The sequence below is a fragment of the Flagellimonas pacifica genome, from assembly GCF_900215465.1.
Taxonomy (GTDB): Bacteria; Bacteroidota; Bacteroidia; order Flavobacteriales; family Flavobacteriaceae; genus Flagellimonas; species Flagellimonas pacifica.
Genome location: NZ_OBEH01000001.1, coordinates 826,086 through 844,739, shown reverse-complemented (window position 1 = coordinate 844,739; position 18,654 = coordinate 826,086). Strand labels below are relative to the sequence as shown.

Genomic DNA, 18,654 nt, shown 5'->3' with positions numbered 1-18,654 from the left:
TTGCGTCGCTATTGTTGCATGAAGAAAGAAATGGTATTTTAGCCTTCCTAATACTGAGAACCATGAGCAACGAAAAAGAAGCAAAATTAAAAGCCTTAAAACTAACCCTAGACAAATTGGACAAGACCTATGGCAAAGGTGCTGTCATGAAAATGGGGGATAGTGTGGTTGAAGATGTTGAGGTTATTCCTTCGGGGTCATTGGGGCTTGATATCGCTTTAGGTGTTAGTGGTTATCCTAGAGGTCGTGTGATTGAAATATATGGTCCTGAATCTTCTGGAAAAACAACCTTGACCTTGCATGCTATTGCAGAAGCTCAAAAAAATGGAGGTATTGCAGCTTTTATTGATGCAGAACATGCTTTTGACCGTTTTTACGCCAAAAAATTGGGTGTCGATATTGATAACCTCATCATTTCACAACCCGATCACGGGGAGCAAGCTTTGGAGATAGCCGATAATCTTATTAGATCCGGCGCTATTGATATTGTAATTGTGGATTCTGTTGCCGCACTTACTCCAAAAAGTGAGATTGAAGGAGAGATGGGGGATTCCAAAATGGGATTGCATGCCCGATTAATGTCTCAGGCATTAAGAAAATTAACTTCGACCATTAGCAAGACCAATTGCACCGTAGTATTCATAAACCAGTTACGGGAAAAAATTGGGGTAATGTTTGGGAACCCAGAAACCACAACTGGTGGTAACGCATTAAAGTTTTATGCTTCAGTTCGGTTAGATATTAGACGATCTACCCAAATAAAAGATACTGATGGTACGGTGCTAGGTAACAAGACCAGAGTAAAGGTTGTAAAAAACAAGGTGGCCCCACCATTTAAAACTGCCGAGTTCGATATAATGTATGGTGAGGGAATTTCAAAAATTGGGGAAATCCTTGATTTGGGTGTTGCCTATGAAATTGTAAAGAAGAGTGGTTCTTGGTTCAGTTATGGAGATACCAAACTTGGTCAAGGAAGAGATGCGGTAAAAGCACTTCTTGCAGATAACCCTGAGTTGGCAGATGAGCTAGAAGCTAAAATTAAGGAAGCCATCACCGCCGTAAATTCCTAAATAAGGGATAAAACCCCAAATTATTCGACCAAGGTTGTGAAAATAGTACGCAACCCTTGCATATACCTTTCATCTAGGAGTTAAAAGAATTTTAATGATGAAAAAGGTAATTGTGCTATTTGCCCTCTTTGGGATATGCGCATTGTTTAGCTCTTGCAATTTGGATGACGATGGCCAAAATTTTCGTTTTACCACCCTGGAGGTTGTAGAAGTTGATGTTCCGGAGTTTTTTGAGCTAAACAAAACTTATGATATTGAGGTCACTTATTTAAGACCTAATGGATGTACCTTCTTTGAAGGCTTTGATGTAACACGTACTGGAGAGACCAATCGGGATATAGTTGCCATTGGCTCTGAATTAACTAACAATACCGCATGCACCGAAGCTATAGAAAAAGTTGTTGCAATCCTGAAGTTCAATGTAATTTATTCAAATGAATATAAGTTTAGGTTTTACACTGGGAACGATGCTGCTGATAAAGCAACGTATTTGGAATATACCATTCCTGTTCAATAGCTTAAATTAGAAAAACAAAATATCAATAATCCAAAATTGACCAACATTTGGATCTTGAAGAACTGATACATAATTGTAAAAAAGGAAAAAGACAGGCGCAAGCTGAATTATACCGGAAATATTCCGGTATTCTTTTCGGCATGTGCCTTAAATATTCCAAGAACAAAACTGAGGCAGAGGATAATCTGCATGATAGTTTTATGACAATTTTCAGTAAGATCGATCAATATAATTTCAAGGGCTCTTTTGAAGGTTGGATTAAGCGAATCACTGTAAACACAGTGCTACAAAAGTATAGAAAAGAGCAGTATTTAAATGTGGTATCAGAAAACATTGCTGAAGAAATCAATGTAGATACTGACCAGGCAGATATTAGCCTGTCCACATTGTTGGGATATATTCAAGAACTGCCCAATAAGTATAGATTAACGTTTAATCTATATGTTATGGATGGTTATAGTCACAAGGAAATAAGTGAGATGTTGGGGACATCTACTGGTACTTCAAAATCAAATTTGGCCAGGGCCAAAATGATTTTAAGAGAAAAAATAGAAAAAGAAAGTATAAACATTGCTTAAGATGGGGAAAAAGAATTTAGAGCAATTGTTCAAAGAGACGTTTGATGATTTTAACGTAGTCCCAGATGACAACGTTTGGGATTCCATTGAGGCTTCTCTGGACAAAAAGAAAAGAAAAAAGAGGGTCATTCCAATTTGGTGGCGCCTTGGGGGAGTTGCCGCACTGTTGGCAATTCTATTTTATGTAATCAATCCGTTTGAGAAGGAAAATAATGGTGAATCCATTATCTCCAATGTTGAAAACAACGATACCCTTCCCAAGAACAATGCATCGGAAGAGGCCAACAAGCTTGGGCAACCATCAAATGTGGATGATACACAGTTGGTGGAGTCATCAGAAAACAATGCCGCTGATAATATAAATAATGAATCAACCATTACCGAAAAAGATACTGATGCCTTTTTTGATAAAAACAAAAGCATCGGTTCTGATAAACAAGTGGTGCAGACAAGTACCAAATCAGAAAAAGAGGTTTTTGAAAAGAAAAACCCTTCAAATGATATTCAAAATCAAAAAGGGCAATTGGGTATTAGCGAAGAAACTGAACAAGAAGTTGCCGTAATGGATAATACTTCGAATAAAAATGTAAGAATTAAGAATCCGCAAACCAATTTGGCAGGTGTTACTGACAAAAATAATGAGGTCACTGTTGCTGTAAATGAAGAAACCAGAAATATTTCGAAAACAGCTAACAATCTTCAAAAAGATTCATCCCAACAAGAGAAAATCATGGAAAATGTTACAGGGGATGAAGGTATTGCCCAAAATGATAATGAAAAGCAACTTACTGAAAAGAGGTCTATTTTTGAAGTAATCGAAGAACAAGAGGAAAAAGCTATAACTAAAAACATTGACGGAAGATGGTCCGTTGGACCTTCCGTTGCTCCAGTTTACTTTAATGGTTCTGGTGAGGGTTCTCCCATCCATTCCGACTTTTCATCCAACTCAAAATCCGGAAACGTAAACTTAAGCTATGGCCTTACCGTTGCATACAACATAGGCAAGAAACTTAAGGTACGTTCTGGAGTGCATAAGGTCAATTTTGGTTATGACACCAATAATGTTGTGTTTTCATCATCCTTGACAACTGCCTCCGACAAAAAAATTGATAATATTGATTATAGTCAGACCTCCCGTACCATTGTAGTTGAAAGTCAAGATGCTGTTCCCCAAAGATCAGCAAACGACCCTTTGCTAGAATTTGCAGCAAATACAAACCCTTCCTTTGACGGGAAAATGGTTCAGCAATTGGGTTATATAGAAGTGCCTTTAGAACTCAATTACGCCCTTATAGACAAGAAATTTGGAGTCGATATTATTGGCGGGGTCAGCTCTCTTTTCTTGGTTGACAACTCCGTTTTGTTGGAGTCAGAAGATTTGGTAACAGAAATAGGAGAGGCCAATAATGCAAATGAAATAAACTTTAGTGCCAATGCAGGAGTTGGTCTTAATTATAAATTCAACCCAAAGGTGCAGTTAAATGTTGCTCCCGTTTTTAAATATCAATTAAATACCTTTTCTGATACGGCTGGTTCGTTCAAACCATTTTCTGTTGGTGTATACAGCGGTATCAATTTTAAGTTTTAGGTATATAAAGAAGTTGGTTAGGAAGGTTGCCCCTTTAGGCAATCAATTAAGCACCTTGCTTTGGCAGGGTGTTTTTTTGTTTTAAAGTGTCGACCTCCATCAAACCGTATCAGGTGCTCTCCATCAAAATTAGCAAGTCGGAAAAATTTTGTTAATTTATGTTTCCTTTCAAATCATCAAAAATTGAACGCCGAACAGTTCTCAGATATTCTTGTATATTTTTCCGAATCCTTGTTGGGAAAAGAAAATGAAGAAGATATTCTTTGGGACCTAGCAAAAAACTGTATAGCAAAACTGGGCTTTGTAGACTGTGTAATCTATCTTATTGATAGAGACAATAAGATGCTTGTCCAAAAAGCTGCATATGGACCTAAAAACCCTAAGGACAACTCCCTTTACAATCCTGTTGAAATTGCTCTAGGAGAAGGTATAACAGGGCATGTGGCGCTAACAGGTGTGTCAGAAATAATTAAAGACACTTCCAAAGATTTGCGTTACATTGAAGATGATGAACTGCGACTTTCCGAAATTTGTGTCCCTATCTCCCATGAAGGCACTATCTATGGGATAATTGATTGTGAACATCCAAAGAAAAATTTTTTTACCAAAAAGCATCTCAAAATGCTTTCCGCTATCGCTTCTATTTGTGCCATTAAAATAAAAAGTGTTCGCGTAAACAGGGCACTTTTAAGCAAACAGAACCGACTTCTTAGACTTAAAGAGGAAATGGTGGAGTTAAAACTAAAAGCCTTGAACTCTCAGCTTAATCCTCATTTTGTGTTCAATGCCTTAAATGCCATTCAAAGTTTTATCGCCTCGGAAAAAAAGAAGCAAGCTTTAGAATATTTATCCATCTTCAGTAAACTCATAAGATTTTACCTTAAGCACTTGGACAAGGAAACTGTCAATCTAAAAGATGAGGTCGACATGTTGCATTGGTACCTAGAGTTGCAAAAGCTTCGGTACAATGATAAGTTTGAATATACCATTATGGTCGAAAAAGAAGAAAAAGTGCCCAGTGCCGCTATTCCCTCATTCGTTATTCAAACACTATTCGAAAACATTGTTGAACGATCTATCTTTCATCAACACAAGAATCAACGATTGGATATTACCTTTTTAGTTAAAGAAAATACGGTAACACTGCATATAAAATATCGACATGAGAGTGACAATTCCAATACTTCTTACAGTCCAGGATATAGAGAAAACATTGTTCAATGGGAAGATCAAATTAGATTGCTCAATGCCATTAAACCATATAAAATTGAAAAAGAAATCGTCTTAATAGATGACGCTGATCTTTCAGGAAGTAATATCTCACTAAAACTTCCCAACCTTATTTAAAGAGCAGTAGTTTTATATGGTACTACCTAAGTTCTTTTAAAATAACGTCCCTAACTTCTTCGCGCAAAGTAGATTTGTCTTCCTCGCCCAATATCCCTGTTTCAAAAAATCGGTGTACCCTAGCTCTTATAATTCCAGGGGCTCCACTTAAAAAAGTAAAGGAAAAACGTTTTTTGTTATCATAAAAGGTAATGGGCACTATCGGTATTTTATGGGCTATGGCCATTTTAAAGGCTCCATCTTTGAACTTGTCCAAAACAATATGCTCTTCAGGAACACCTCCCTCAGGAAAAATACAAACACTCAAACCTTGATCTAATCTTCTTTGGGCACGACGGTATACCCCTGTTCTGCTTTTAATATTGTCCCTGTCCACCATAATACAGACCCGTTTATAGAAAAAACCAAAAACAGGAATTTTAACCAACTCTTTCTTCCCTACAAAGACAAATGGATTTTTGCTCACTACCAGCATAAACATAATATCCAACATACTGGTATGGTTGGCCACCAACATATAGCTTTTCCCTTTTTCCATTTTTTGTTCTCTTATTACCTTGGGAAAACAGCCCATTCCATAAAGGATGATTTTGGCCCATAAATTTCTGGCCAACCAAAAGAACTGTTTATAGGTCTTTTCGGATAATGTTGTGAGCAACAAAAATGGAAAGAAAACTAAAATAGGAAGGGTCACTAATACGTAGAACCAGATTCGATACAAAACGTATCCTATATTCTTGAAAAGGGCAACCATGTATCAAAAGTAGAATTTTTGAATATCTTTATTGGAATAACCATAAAATCTTAAAAATGGGATTATTATATGCTTTATTGATCGGGGCCGCTGCGGGCTGGCTTGCCGGGAAAATTATGAAAGGCGGAGGTTTTGGTGCGCTCATAAATATTATTCTTGGTATTGTAGGTGGGATTGTGGGCAATTGGCTCTTTGGTGTTTTGGGCGTCCATATTGGTTCTGGAATAGTGGGTGATCTTATCACCGGAGTTATTGGAGCGGTTGTTGTACTTTTTATAGCTGGGCTCTTTAAAAAATAACTTTTAATTCTTTTTGGCCCAGTAGGCCTTACCGCTTTTTTTATCCCTTTTGGATGCTTACTTTTACGCCCAAAATATTTGGTATGGCCCGAATTTTAACCGGAATTCAAAGTACAGGAACTCCTCACTTGGGAAACATTTTGGGAGCTATTATCCCTGCCATTAAAATGGCTCAAGATCCTAAAAATGAATCTTTTCTTTTTATTGCGGATATGCATTCCCTCACCCAAATAAAAAATGGGGAGGAACTGAGAAACAACACTTATGCCACAGCGGCTACTTGGTTGGCTTTTGGACTGGATATTGAAAAAACTGTTTTTTATCGTCAAAGTGATGTGCCCCAGGTAACCGAATTAGCCTGGTATCTCAGTTGTTTTTTTCCATACCAACGCCTTACGCTGGCACATTCTTTTAAGGATAAAGCAGATCGATTAGAGGATGTAAATTCTGGATTGTTTAGCTATCCCATGCTTATGGCCGCCGATATTTTGTTGTACGATGCCAATATTGTTCCTGTGGGGAAAGATCAATTACAACATTTGGAAATGACAAGGTACGTGGCATCTAGATTTCATAATCAATTGGGAGAAACATTTGTGTTGCCGGAAGCCAAAGTACAGGAGGAGACTATGTACATTCCGGGTACAGATGGGCAAAAGATGAGTAAGAGCAAGGGAAACATTATTAACCTCTTTCAACCTGACAAAAAATTGCGTAAACAGCTCATGGGCATTGTCACAGACAGCACGCCTATGGAAGACCCAAAAGACCCAAACAACGATAATGTCTTTGCATTGTACAAGATTTTGGCCTCACCTGAACAGATTGAGGAAATGAGTGCCAATTACCTAGCAGGTGGCTATGGCTACGGACATGCAAAACAAGCGCTTTATGAAGTAATCCTCGAAAAATTTGCTGAACCTCGTGAACGATTTGACTATTACATGAACCATTTGGAAGAAGTGGATGAAGCCTTGGCCATTGGTGCAGAAAAGGCTAGAAAAGTTGCTGATGGGGTTTTAGATCGGGTAAGAGGAAAGTTAGGGTATTAAATCGCTTCAAACAGTTTGCCAGGCAAGGGCCGCACCACTCCCTTCATTTCCATATTAAAAAGAGTTGATGACGTTTTGTGAATGGGCAATTTACACTCCAAAGCAACGATATCCAGTATCTGTTTCCCGTTCATCTGCAGATAGGAATAGATAGACTGTTCTGTTTCATCCAAGCTAACAAAAAGCTGTTTTTGAATGGCTTCTTTTTCCTTTTTTTCTTCCAAATCCCATCCTAAGAGATAAACCAGCTCCGCAGCTGAAGTCAACATATGGGCTTTTTGTCTTTTGATAAGATCGTTACAGCCCTTGCTGAATTTGTCCGTTGACCTTCCAGGCACTGCAAAAACCTCTCTGTTGTATCCATTGGCCAAATCTGCTGTGACCAAACTCCCTCCTTTTTCAGCTGATTCAATTACAATAGTAGCTTCGCTGAGACCTGCAATAATGCGATTTCGTTTTAAAAAATTCTCGCGGTCAGGATTGCTGGTGCTCCAGAACTCGGTTAAGAAACCACCATTTTCCTCAATCTTAGAAACATATTTTTTATGCACCTTGGGGTACATCTGATTTAATCCATGGGCCAAACAACCAATGGTCTGTAGTCCAGCCTCAATGGCCAATTTCTGAATTGTAATGTCAACACCATAGGCAAATCCGCTTGCAATAATGGGATTCAAAGGAGCAATCTCCTCAATAAAAGCTTCGCAAAACGACGTGCCATACCCGGTAATATTCCTAGTGCCGACCACACTAATAATTTTAGTGCTCCGTAGATTCATTTTTCCCCTACGAAAAAGAAGAATAGGCCCATCAATACAGTGCTTAAGATTATAAGGGTAATCCCTATCTTCAAAATAGGAGAATTCAATCTTCTTATCCATAACATATTTATATTCGGCCTCTGCTTCTTTTAAGTAAATTGTGTCATACAATCCCTTTAAGGTCATTTCTCCTATGCCTTCAATTTTTAGAAGGTTACGCATTTTATCCTTAAAAATTGCGTTTGGACTCCCACAATGGGCAATTAATTTTTTAGAAGTAATGTCTCCAATATTTGGAATGGCCTGCAGCCGGAGCGCTGCAATAATTTCAGGTTCAGTCATTTCGATTTGGGATTGTAGTTGTTCACAAAATACCGAAATTCAAATGTTAATAAAAAGTGGCAAGCGCTATTTTGTTCTGCTAGTTTTTTTACAATATTTGTGGCAATGCGGATTGAGTCTTACATAGAAAAATTACTTTACGATTACAATTGTGTTGTAGTACCTGGATTTGGTGCCTTTTTAGCGCATGGTAAATCCGCAGAGTTGGACTCAACCACCAATACGCTTATTCCACCTACCAAAACTGTATCTTTTAATGCCCAGCTTTCCAAAAATGATGGTTTGTTGGTATCGTATATTGCCAAAGAAAAACATCTTGGGTACGAAGAGCTTTTGGAAGAAGTGGAAAATGTTGCTCAAAATTGGAAGAAAAGGTTGGAGCAAGGAGATAAAATTGAGCTTTTTGGCATTGGTAAACTTTGGTTGAACCGTGAACACAACATTCAGTTTCAACCAGAAAACAAAATCAATTATTTGACTTCCTCATTTGGTCTTTCAGCTTTTGCAGCAACACCTATTCAACGTGAAGTGTTGAAGGAACAGGTTGAAGAAATTGAAGAGAAGATTCCGTTTATTATCACTCCAGAAAAACGGGAACAATCTTCTTTTAGGCCATGGTTAAAATATGCTGCTGTAATTTTATTAGCGGTTTCTTTGGGATCTACATCCTATCGCGCCTATGATGACCTTCAGCAAAAACAAGTTACGGTACAGCAAAATGCACAACAACAGGTTTCCCGTTTAATACAGGAAGCAACGTTTTTTGAAAGTGCACCCTTGGAACTTCCGGCACTAAATATTACGGTCAACAAAAAGAAACTGGGAAAACACCATGTGATTGCCGGTGCCTTTAGAGTTGAACAGAATGCAGAAAAAAAGGTAGCCCTCCTTAAAGAGAAAGGTTATAATGCATTTTATCTAGGGACAAATAAATTTGGTTTGCACCAAGTAGCATATGACAGCTTCGAAAACCCCAAAGAAGCACTTAAATTTCTTAGAAAGATAAAACGTACGGTATCTTCAGATGCCTGGTTGCTTTCGGAGAAATAATCCTTCTTTCTTTAAAACCATTATTCACTTCAATATCTTTGCGCAAAATTTAATCTTATGCGCGCAAAAACTCCAAGCGACTCCCGTACAGTAATGACCGATATGGTATTGCCCAGTGAAACCAATCCTTTGAACAACCTTTTTGGAGGAGAGCTTTTGGCTCGTATGGATAGGGCAGCCAGTATTTCCGCAAGAAGGCATAGCCGAAGGATTACTGTAACCGCATCCGTTAACCATGTTGCATTCAACAGGTCGGTGCCATTGGGAAGTGTGGTCACCGTTGAAGCTTCGGTTTCCAGAGCTTTTAGAACTTCCATGGAGATTTTTATTGATGTTTGGATGGAGGATCGTTTTACAGGAGAACGCGCGAAGGCCAATGAAGCCATTTATACCTTTGTAGCTGTAGATGAAGCAGGAACCCCAACCGAAGTACCTCAATTGCAGCCAGAAACGGATTTGGAAAAGGAACGTTTTGATGCAGCACTTAGACGAAAGCAGTTGAGCTTGGTTTTGGCAGGGAAAATGGAGCCCAACAAAGCTACCGAACTAAAGGCCTTGTTTACTTCTTGATATTTATGTAGGGAGAACTGTCATCCTGAGCCTGTCGAAGGGTGAAATTTGCTCAAAAGAACAAGCTTATTACTACTTCTCGACTGCGCTCGAAGTGACAAATCTTTGAACCTATTCCAATTAGAAATCGAAATTGTCTGGATCAGGGCCAAAACGTTGTCCCCTATCCAAACTATCCATCAATTGGACATCTGCTTTGCTTAACTCAAAGTCAAAAATATCCGCATTGGAAATGATGCGTTCTTTTTTGGAGGATTTGGGTATGGTAATGACGCCTTTCTGTAGGTCCCAGCGCAACACTATTTGTGCCACGGTCTTTTGATGTCTATTGGCCAGTTCCTTTAGTTGGGGAAGGTTAAAAACATTGCCCTGCATCATAGGGGACCACGCTTCGTATTGAATTCCTTTGGCATGGCAAAAATCAATTAATTCTTCCTGTACCAAGTATGGGTGAAATTCCATTTGATTGACCATGGGAACAATGTTGGCAGTGGTCAATAAATCTTCTAAATGATGTTGCATAAAATTGCTAACACCAATGGCCCTAATCTTCTTTTCCGCATAAAGACGTTCCATGGCCCTCCACGTTTCTTTAGATTTTTCTCCTTTTGGCCAATGAATCAAATAAAGATCTAAATAATCCAATTCCAAACGCTCAAGACTATCGTCAAACGCTTTTAGGGTGGATTCATATCCTTGATCATTGTTCCACACCTTACTAACGACAAAAACATCCTTACGGTCAACATTGCTTTGCTGGATTCCTGCACCAACCCCTTTTTCATTATTATAGATAGATGCGGTATCTATATGTCGATATCCATGATTCAAAGCGTCCTTGACAGCACCGATTACTTCATTTCCATCTTGAGATAAATATACCCCGAGGCCAAAATATGGCATTTTAACCCCATTGCTCAATTCAAATGTTCCTTTTAAATCAGAAATTGTTCTCATAAACTACAATTGGTAAATCCAATCCTCTGGATTTAATCGGTTGGAATCTTGATAAAGGTAAAATTTAAGCTTGGTAGTACCATCAAACCGATTGGTATATATGTCGCCCAATACCTCTTTCACCGTTACTTTATCTCCTTTTTTGACATATAGTTTAGACAAATTATAATAAGTGCTTATATAGTTTCCGTGTTTTATCTGTACTCCCCTGCTTCCGCCTGGAACAGTTAGAATGGCAATAACTTCACCTTCAAAAATAGCTCTGGCTTTGCTTCCTTGATCCGTAGCAATAGTGACCCCATTATTACGATGTTTTATTCCAGGGTAAAGTTTATCCGCATATACTCCATATCCCTGGCTTTTGATTCCCTTTTCCACGGGCCAAATCAATTTTCCCTTGTTTGCGGAAAAATTATTGGCCACTAATTTGGCTTCCGGTGTCAATACAAATTTGGTTCGACCGGATTTTCCAGCCTTTTTGTTGGTACTAACTATTGCACTTTTAATAAGTCGTTCAATTTCACGATCAATCTTACGTGCTTCTTTCCTTTTTTGTGCTATTGCCGCCGAGTATTTAGTTTCGTTCTGTCGAATACTGCGCAATAGATTCTTTTGCGCTTCAATTTCACCAAATAACTCGTTTTTTACTTTTGTGTTTTCAGTCAACAAACGCTCTTTAGATTTTCTTTGAGTAACAAGGTCCCTATTTAAAACAGCCAGCTCATCAGTTTTTTTGATAATATCCTCTCCTTGCTTCTTTCTATGCTTTGCATATTGCTCCATATATTGAAGCCTTTTAAAGGCTTGATAGAAATTCTCTGCCGACAACAGAAACATTAAACGGTTACTCTGGGTTTTGTTCTGATATGATTTTTGAATGAGATTGGCATAATCTTCCCTTAAAATCTTAAGATCTTCCCTTAGCTTACTAATGCTCCTAATGTTGACATTGATCTGTCTATTTAAAAGGTTGGATTGTTGGTTTGTTACCCGGATGAGCTCTTGCCTAACATTTATTCTTTGGTCCAAGGCTTCCATCTGATCCAAAACATTTCCTTTTTCTTTCTTTTCAGCAAAGAGAAGTCTATTGATTTCCTTAATCTCGTTTTGTAATCGTTCCCGTTTAGCTTCCAAAGATTTTTGCTCACTGGTTTGTGCCATCAATGAACTTGAAACAAAAAGTGTAAAAATCAAGTAATAAAGGCAATATGAATTTTTATGTATCATATTACTTTAATATAATTTCGTCAAACCCTTTTGGAATTTTATATGGGAAATTTAATGCTCTATTCAATTCAACATTCTTAAAGCTTAAATCAATTGTGGTCCTGCTCATATTTTCCAAAGCCACAATATGAATTTCATTCGGCATAACTTTGCCAGAAATATCTTGATAGGTATATTCTGCCTGAAGTCGTCTATTTTCTTCTGGTTGTGCAATTTGTTGTGTTGCAATTTTGAAATTCTTTGGCTCTACCTGGAACAAAATCTTGAATAACTCCTGTGCTCTTTTTGGCTTTAATTGATACTTTCCATTGTTGATTTGTGAAGAATATCTTCCTTTCCGTAAATCATAAATAGCATTGCCCAATAATAAGTTTTGCACCTTGTCAAAGTCCAATTCCGTTCCCAAAAGGTTGCTCAAATATCCAAAATCTCCATCAAAATATTCGTTTTGTAGCTTGTTGTAAAAAGATACCCGTTCTGGAGTGATATGTGCTTTAACCATTCCTAAGGGAGCGCTTATCCAAATCACTTTATCCTTTTCCATTCTTATGCTAACATTTACTCCTTGATTGCTTTTACCGTCTGAGTAATCAATCTTAACCCGTCCGCTCAACGTTTTAAAATCGGTTTGATTCGCATAATGGTTTTCAATAATCCTTTTGGCGGCAATCCTATTATCAACTTCACCACCTGTTATCGCCTTTGTGGATTTACAAGCACTAAAAATTAACACTATTGAAAGCAACAGTCCTATTTTTTTAATCATATGAAATTCAAATCCCACCATTATAAACCTGGTTTTACTTTGTTTAAATATTCTTGTGCTTTGGATGTATTACCAATTGCTGTATAGGCCCTTGAAAGTTCTTTATAAATTTTATTTGCCAATGCATCATCATCTAGCAAATAGTCCAATGCGCTTTCCAAAACTTCCACCGCCTTTGCCGATCTGGAGCTCCCGTTTAAAGCGGCACCATATGCAAAATAAAAATAGGGCTGCAAAGGGTAAGAGTCCAAAGCTTCCTTTGATACCATCTCCATCTGCACATAATCGGACTTTTCCAATAATCCTTCTATCTTGTTTTTATATTGAACAACTGGATCTTCTTCCTTTGGAAGGTCTTTTATAATTGCGGGAGACGCCTTTTTATTTTTCTTCTGCAAAGAATCGTTGATTTTCAAGCTCAGGTCTGAAGCAAATTTAGAATTTCCGAGCTTCTTCAACACTTCTAGGGCATCTTGATATTTTTTCTTTTTGAAATAAATCACCGCAAGGTTTTCCTTCAACTTACGGTCTGTAAAAGGAATGCTCTGTTCAACAAGACCTACAGAACTACCCTGTTTTTCCAAAACATTTACCAAGTTTTCCAAATACCAAAAATCTGTTGGTTCGGCAATTAAGGCCTTGATGGCATATTCTTGTGCTTGTACGTATTGTTTGTCCAAAAAATAGGCCTTCCCCAACTCATAATCAACAACACTGTTCAAAGGGTCCAAATTTTTGCACTCCAAAAATAAGTCAATGGCCCTATCGTAGTTTTGGATTCCCTTTTGCTTTAGGGCTTCAAAAAAACTTTCTTGAAACTCATCGGTATATTCCTCTAAAAAGACCTCGGAACTTTGCTCTTCTTCTTGGGCATATATCCAAAAAGAAAACAAGAAGACAATCAAATATGTACCTATGGCTCTTTTCATTTCAATAAATAGCCTCTCTATTTAGAGCACTATTAGTCCTTATTCCAATACTGAATAATCGCCTATGCTTATGGTTTCAAAATTACCATCAAAAACCACATGGTTGCCAATCATGGCATTATCTAAATTAGCATTGGAAATTTTGCTTTGGCTTTGTATTAAACTATTCTTGATAGTTGAATTTTCCAATATGGTATCCGCTCCTACCGAAACATATGGGCCAACCGTAGTGTTTTTCAACACCACGTTTTCGCCAATAAAACAAGGTTCAACAATATTGGCATTCTCTTTTTTAACCGAATCTGCTATCAATCCCTCTCCATCTTTTTCCAAAAAGTTGAGCATGCGCTGATTGGTTTCTACAGTTACATTTTTATTCCCACAGTCCATCCATTCATCCACCTTTCCAGGGACAAATTTCATGCCTTTTTGCATCATTCGCTTAATACCATCATTAATCTGATATTCCCCCCCATTTATTATCTCATTGTCCAAAACATATTGTAGTTCGTTTTTAAGCACTCCAACATCTTTAAAATAATAGATTCCTATCACCGCCAAATCTGAAACAAATTCTTCAGGTTTTTCAACGAGTTCCACTATTTCGTTTTGCTCACTTAATTTTACTACTCCAAAAGCTTCCGGTCTGTCCACTTGCTTTACCCAAATAACACTATCAGCAGATTTATCCAAATCAAAATCTGCACGAATCAATGTATCGGCATAGGCAATTACTGCAGGTCCACTCAAAGAATCTTTTGCGCTCATAATCGCGTGACCTGTCCCCAAAGGTTCATCTTGTCTATAAATTGAACCCTTGGCTCCAAGGCTTTCCGCCAATTGCATTAAACTATCCACTACATCATCTCCAAAAAAAGCAGGATCTCCCAAAATAAAGGCAACCTCTTCTATCGGTTCGCCTAATACCCTGGCAATATCACTCACCAATCTGTGTACAATCGGCTTTCCAGCAACCGGAATTAAAGGTTTTGGAACCGTTAATGTATGTGGTCTTAAACGGGAACCTCTTCCCGCCATTGGTACTATAATTTTCATAAGCTTTTTAGTATAACGTATTTAGTGTTTAGTTTTATTGTACTCCGGTGCTACCAAATCCTCCCGCTCCTCTATTCGTTTCTGAAAGAACCTCCGTTTTAACCCATTCCGCACGTTCATGCTTGGCTATGACCATTTGGGCAATACGCTCTCCATTTTCGATGGTAAAATTATCATTCGACAGATTCACCAAAATAACCCCTATTTCCCCACGATAATCAGCATCAACGGTTCCTGGAGCATTTAATACAGTGATTCCTTTTTTTGCAGCCAATCCGCTTCGTGGTCTTACCTGAGCTTCATAGCCAACAGGCAGTTCTATAAAAAGTCCTGTAGGGACAACAGTCCTCTCCAATGGTTTTAGAGTAATGGGCTTCTCTAGGTTTGCCCTTAAATCCATCCCTGCTGAGGCTTGGGTTTCGTAATGGGGCAACTGATGGCTTGACTTGTTTATTATCTTAATTTTCACGCTGTAGAAATATGGTTCTTAGTTTATCTCCTTCCATTTTGTAAACTAACCCCAAAAATAACAAAAGTAGTGTGCTGCCGGCTATTAAATTTCTGTGAAAAACATAAAAGGAAAGTGCTGAAAACACAATAGAAACAGAGAGATAAAACACAATCTTGCGCATATTGTACGGAACAGGATAATACTTTCTTCCAAAATAGTAGGATAGTATCATCATACTTCCATATGCCGCCAAGGTTGCCAATGCAGAGGCCATATATCCAATTTTGGGAATTAACCCAATGTTGATGATCAATGTGATCAAAGCTCCAATAGAAGAAATGTAGGCTCCAAACTTGGTTTGATCCGTGACTTTGTACCAAACAGATAGGTTGTGATATATTCCCAAACAAAAACTCCCCAATAGTATTATGGGAACTATATGGAGTCCTTCCCAATAAACCTCACTGCCAAGCAAAAGTTTTCCAAGTACATCTACAAACACCACAACCGCAAGAAGAATTATGCTCCCCAAGATTACAAAATAATTGGTTATCTGTGCATAGGTCTTTTGCGGTTTCTCTGTTTTGGCATGACTAAAGAAAAAAGGTTCTACGCCCATTCTAAACGCTGTGCCGAAAAGGGTCATAAAAAGCGCTAGCTTATAACAGGCACCATATATTCCAACTTGCGCTTCTGCTATATCTTCGGGTAAAATTTCTGTTAATAAAATTTTATCAAAAACCTCATTAATGGTAAATGCAATTCCAGACACCATTACAGGCCCTGCATATTTGAGCATTTGTTTCCAGACCGTGCGGTCAAACCTATAGGACACTTTAAAATATGTAGGTATCAACAATGCTAAGTTAACACCACTGGCCACAATATTCGAGATAAAAATGTATTGGATTTCCCAACCTTCTTTATAAATACTTGGGAAGAAACTATCGCCATTTTCTTGAGCCAATTTTGGAAGAACGAGCAGGAAAAAAACGTTCAGGGAAAGATTTATGGCAACATTCACAATCTTTAAAGAAGCATACTTCATGGGTCTTTCCTGTGCCCTTAGCAAAGCAAACGGAATAATAACCAAGGCATCCAAAACCAGTATATAGGTCGTGAATTTTATGTAATCGACATTAATATTGGTAATCTCAGCCAAAGTTTCTTTAATCGAAAGTGCAATCACCAAAAACAATAGGGAAGACCCCAACAACGAAATCAATGAGGTTGAGATAATTGTATCCTTATTTTCTCCTTTATGATAGAATCGGAAAAAAGCCGTCTCCATCCCATAGGCCAAAAACACATTGAAGATGGCTATCCACGCATATATGTTGGTATACTGTCCAAATCCAGAGGCATTTTCAAAAATGGTAGTATATAATGGAAGTAGGAAAAAAGAAATCACCCTGGGCAAGACCGTTGCCAAGCCGTAAATAAAAGTTTGTTTAAATAGCTTTTTGAGCAAATTCAATGAAAAAAAGGGTTAACAAGATCACCCAGAATTTTTTAAGGGCAGAACCATTCTATAAAAATAGGTATTAAGGTTCTTTGTACAAAAGATGTTCTCTTGATAGTATACCGGTCTTTAGTGCACAATACTCCAAAACAACTTTCTGGCTTCTATTAAGGTAGTTAATAATTATCATGTGTTGATTGCCAGATTCGATACAGCGAATCTAATTGCTTTACTACTTTCTGGTTTTCATGGGCTAAATTCTTGGTCTCATTAGGGTCATTGACAAGATTGTACAATTCCCACGGAGCATCTGTTCCTTCGGAAACTATTTTCCAATCTTCTTTGCGCAAAGCCTTGCCATCGGACCATTTCCAATACAATGGCTTATCCCTTTTAATGGTCATCCCTGAAAAAGTAGGTGAAAAGCTCACACCTTCAAAAGGAACCACATGTTTCCCATTGTATTCTTTGGGATAGGATGCACCAGCTACATCCATTAAAGTGGGCAGCACATCAATAAAATGACCTACAGAACTATTTATAGTATTTGTTTGTTCTATCCCCTTGGGCCAGGAAACAATCAATGGGGTTCCAATTCCGCCCTGATAACTATAGTTTTTGTAAAATTTAAATGGGGTATTGCTGACATTGGCCCAATTTTTTCCCAACGACTCCCAATGACCAACAGTGCCTATTTCGCCATTACCACCAATTTTGACCACTTCACTTGAAGAGCCATTGTCCGACATAAAAATGATCAAGGTGTTGTCCAACTTTTCCAACTCCTTTAATTTTTGCATAACTCTACCAATATTTTGATCCATTCTATCTATCATGGCAGCATAGACAGCCATGCGCAAATCTTCTTTTTCTTGTTCTTCTTGGGAGAGAGAATTCCATGCTTCAAAAGTAGGGTTTGAAATCACGGAACTATCATTCAAAAGCCCAATTTCCATTTGTTTCCTGATTCTTTCTTTCCGAATGGCTTCATAACCCCCCTTATATTTCCCTCGATATTTTGCAATGTCCTGTGGCCATGCCATTAAGGGGTCGTGAGGTGCTGTATAGGCCAAATACAGAAAAAAGGGAGAAGCCCCATCTTTGTACCCATCTATCCAATCCAAAGCCTGATCTGTAAAGGCATCTGTAGTATAAAATCCTTTTTTGGGAGTATATGGACGATGCAGAGTCGAATCCACATACCATGTCCTATCTGGTTTTTTCTGTGCAGGTGCTGGCTCTCCTTCTCTCTGCAATCCAGGATTAAAGTGATTGGAAGCCCCATCCACTAATCCAAAATATCGGTCAAATCCCCTGGACAAAGGATTTTCGATACCATGATGCTTACCGGACCACAATGTTCTATAACCCGCAGACTTCAATAATTCACCTAGGGTAATTGCATTTTTTATAGGGTTGGTATGTGTTTTTGCAAATCCAACTTGATGCGCATAAAGACCTGTAAGTAATGAAGCTCTAGATGGGAAACATTTTGAAGTGTTGTTGAACTGGGTATACCGTATTCCATTTGCGGCCAGTTGATCTAAGTTAGGGGTGAGAATTTCACCTCCATAACTGCCCAGATCTGACCAGCCCAAATCATCTGCCAAAATCAATACAATGTTGGGTTGGTCATTTTCTTTATTAGGCGGTGATGGTTTACAAGAGCAAAAAATCAACACTGCCAAAAAAAGCTTAAGAGTCCATCGATGTTTGTGCTTTGCCATAACTGCCCATTTAATGTCCTTGTAAAAATCCAAACAAAAAAGAAACGGTGCAACCCTTTTAAAGAATTGCACCGTTTTTAAATTATATATTCAGCTTCTGCCTCGGCCTAATTGTTAAGTGCTTCGCACTTTAGGCATTTGACTTCACTTT

The 18,654-nt window shown here is 38.1% G+C and carries 19 protein-coding genes; 9 read left to right on the top strand and 10 right to left on the bottom strand.

Annotated features, from left to right (window positions below; translation table 11 throughout):
• The first annotated feature begins 62 nt into the window (after positions 1-62).
• The 5 genes from recA to CRO15_RS03685 all read left to right on the top strand — a co-directional run bounded on the left by recA (position 63) and on the right by CRO15_RS03685 (position 5,100).
• Complete coding sequence (recA, locus tag CRO15_RS03705) at positions 63-1,070, top strand: recombinase RecA (RefSeq protein ID WP_097044832.1); 1,008 nt, start codon at positions 63-65, stop codon at positions 1,068-1,070.
• A 94-nt stretch (positions 1,071-1,164) separates the two neighbouring features.
• On the top strand, positions 1,165-1,587 hold the full coding sequence (locus CRO15_RS03700) for a hypothetical protein (RefSeq protein WP_243396892.1): 423 nt from the start codon (positions 1,165-1,167) through the stop codon (positions 1,585-1,587).
• A gap of 47 nt (positions 1,588-1,634) precedes the next feature.
• Positions 1,635-2,165 (top strand): RNA polymerase sigma factor, encoded by a 531-nt coding sequence (locus CRO15_RS03695; protein ID WP_097044418.1) that lies wholly within the window; start codon positions 1,635-1,637, stop codon positions 2,163-2,165.
• A gap of 1 nt (position 2,166) precedes the next feature.
• Positions 2,167-3,753, top strand: a complete 1,587-nt coding sequence (locus tag CRO15_RS03690) for an outer membrane beta-barrel protein (RefSeq protein WP_097044417.1) — start codon at positions 2,167-2,169, stop codon at positions 3,751-3,753.
• Positions 3,754-3,936: 183 nt separating this feature from the next.
• Positions 3,937-5,100: a histidine kinase gene (locus CRO15_RS03685; RefSeq protein ID WP_097044416.1), complete on the top strand. Its 1,164-nt coding sequence runs from the start codon at positions 3,937-3,939 to the stop codon at positions 5,098-5,100.
• A gap of 22 nt (positions 5,101-5,122) precedes the next feature.
• Here the strand turns inward: CRO15_RS03685 and CRO15_RS03680 are convergent, their stop codons facing one another.
• A complete protein-coding gene (locus CRO15_RS03680; RefSeq protein WP_097044415.1) occupies positions 5,123-5,854 on the bottom strand; it encodes a lysophospholipid acyltransferase family protein in 732 nt (243 codons plus the stop codon).
• Between the two features lie 56 nt (positions 5,855-5,910).
• Between CRO15_RS03680 and CRO15_RS03675 the strand changes: the two genes are divergently transcribed.
• Both CRO15_RS03675 and trpS read left to right on the top strand, forming a co-directional pair.
• On the top strand, positions 5,911-6,153 hold the full coding sequence (locus tag CRO15_RS03675; RefSeq protein ID WP_097044414.1) for a GlsB/YeaQ/YmgE family stress response membrane protein: 243 nt from the start codon (positions 5,911-5,913) through the stop codon (positions 6,151-6,153).
• 83 nt (positions 6,154-6,236) lie between these two features.
• Positions 6,237-7,205 carry a tryptophan--tRNA ligase gene (trpS, locus tag CRO15_RS03670; RefSeq protein WP_097044831.1) on the top strand — a complete coding sequence of 323 codons (969 nt, stop codon included), beginning with the start codon at positions 6,237-6,239 and terminating at the stop codon, positions 7,203-7,205.
• Here the strand turns inward: trpS and dprA are convergent.
• Complete coding sequence (dprA, locus tag CRO15_RS03665) at positions 7,202-8,308, bottom strand: DNA-processing protein DprA (RefSeq protein WP_097044413.1); 1,107 nt, start codon at positions 8,306-8,308, stop codon at positions 7,202-7,204. The genes trpS and dprA overlap by 4 nt on opposite strands.
• 105 nt (positions 8,309-8,413) lie before the next feature.
• On the opposite strand from dprA, the gene CRO15_RS03660 reads away from it, so the two are divergent.
• Positions 8,414-9,358, top strand: a complete 945-nt coding sequence (locus CRO15_RS03660) for an HU domain-containing protein (RefSeq protein ID WP_097044412.1) — start codon at positions 8,414-8,416, stop codon at positions 9,356-9,358.
• 57 nt (positions 9,359-9,415) lie between these two features.
• Positions 9,416-9,928, top strand: coding sequence for an acyl-CoA thioesterase (locus tag CRO15_RS03655; protein WP_097044411.1), 513 nt, complete (start codon positions 9,416-9,418; stop codon positions 9,926-9,928).
• Positions 9,929-10,048: 120 nt separating this feature from the next.
• Here CRO15_RS03655 and CRO15_RS03650 read toward each other — a convergent pair whose 3' ends face one another.
• The 8 genes from CRO15_RS03650 to CRO15_RS03615 all read right to left on the bottom strand — a co-directional run bounded on the left by CRO15_RS03650 (position 10,049) and on the right by CRO15_RS03615 (position 18,503).
• On the bottom strand, positions 10,049-10,885 hold the full coding sequence (locus CRO15_RS03650; protein ID WP_097044410.1) for an aldo/keto reductase: 837 nt from the start codon (positions 10,883-10,885) through the stop codon (positions 10,049-10,051).
• 3 nt (positions 10,886-10,888) lie between these two features.
• Entirely contained in the window at positions 10,889-12,046 is a 1,158-nt protein-coding gene (locus tag CRO15_RS03645; RefSeq protein WP_417935200.1) for a murein hydrolase activator EnvC family protein, read from the bottom strand.
• 67 nt (positions 12,047-12,113) lie between these two features.
• Positions 12,114-12,899: a lipoprotein insertase outer membrane protein LolB1 gene (lolB1, locus tag CRO15_RS03640; RefSeq protein WP_243396891.1), complete on the bottom strand. Its 786-nt coding sequence runs from the start codon at positions 12,897-12,899 to the stop codon at positions 12,114-12,116.
• Positions 12,899-13,807 carry a tetratricopeptide repeat protein gene (locus tag CRO15_RS03635; RefSeq protein WP_097044408.1) on the bottom strand — a complete coding sequence of 303 codons (909 nt, stop codon included), beginning with the start codon at positions 13,805-13,807 and terminating at the stop codon, positions 12,899-12,901. The genes lolB1 and CRO15_RS03635 overlap by 1 nt, the downstream gene beginning before the upstream one ends.
• Positions 13,808-13,846: 39 nt before the next feature.
• On the bottom strand, positions 13,847-14,863 hold the full coding sequence (locus CRO15_RS03630; RefSeq protein WP_097044407.1) for a sugar phosphate nucleotidyltransferase: 1,017 nt from the start codon (positions 14,861-14,863) through the stop codon (positions 13,847-13,849).
• A gap of 34 nt (positions 14,864-14,897) precedes the next feature.
• Entirely contained in the window at positions 14,898-15,332 is a 435-nt protein-coding gene (gene dut, locus CRO15_RS03625; protein ID WP_097044406.1) for a dUTP diphosphatase, read from the bottom strand.
• Entirely contained in the window at positions 15,322-16,791 is a 1,470-nt protein-coding gene (locus tag CRO15_RS03620; RefSeq protein ID WP_097044405.1) for a lipopolysaccharide biosynthesis protein, read from the bottom strand. The genes dut and CRO15_RS03620 overlap by 11 nt, the downstream gene beginning before the upstream one ends.
• A gap of 161 nt (positions 16,792-16,952) precedes the next feature.
• Positions 16,953-18,503, bottom strand: a complete 1,551-nt coding sequence (locus CRO15_RS03615) for an arylsulfatase (RefSeq protein ID WP_097044829.1) — start codon at positions 18,501-18,503, stop codon at positions 16,953-16,955.
• Between the last annotated feature and the right edge of the window lie 151 nt (positions 18,504-18,654).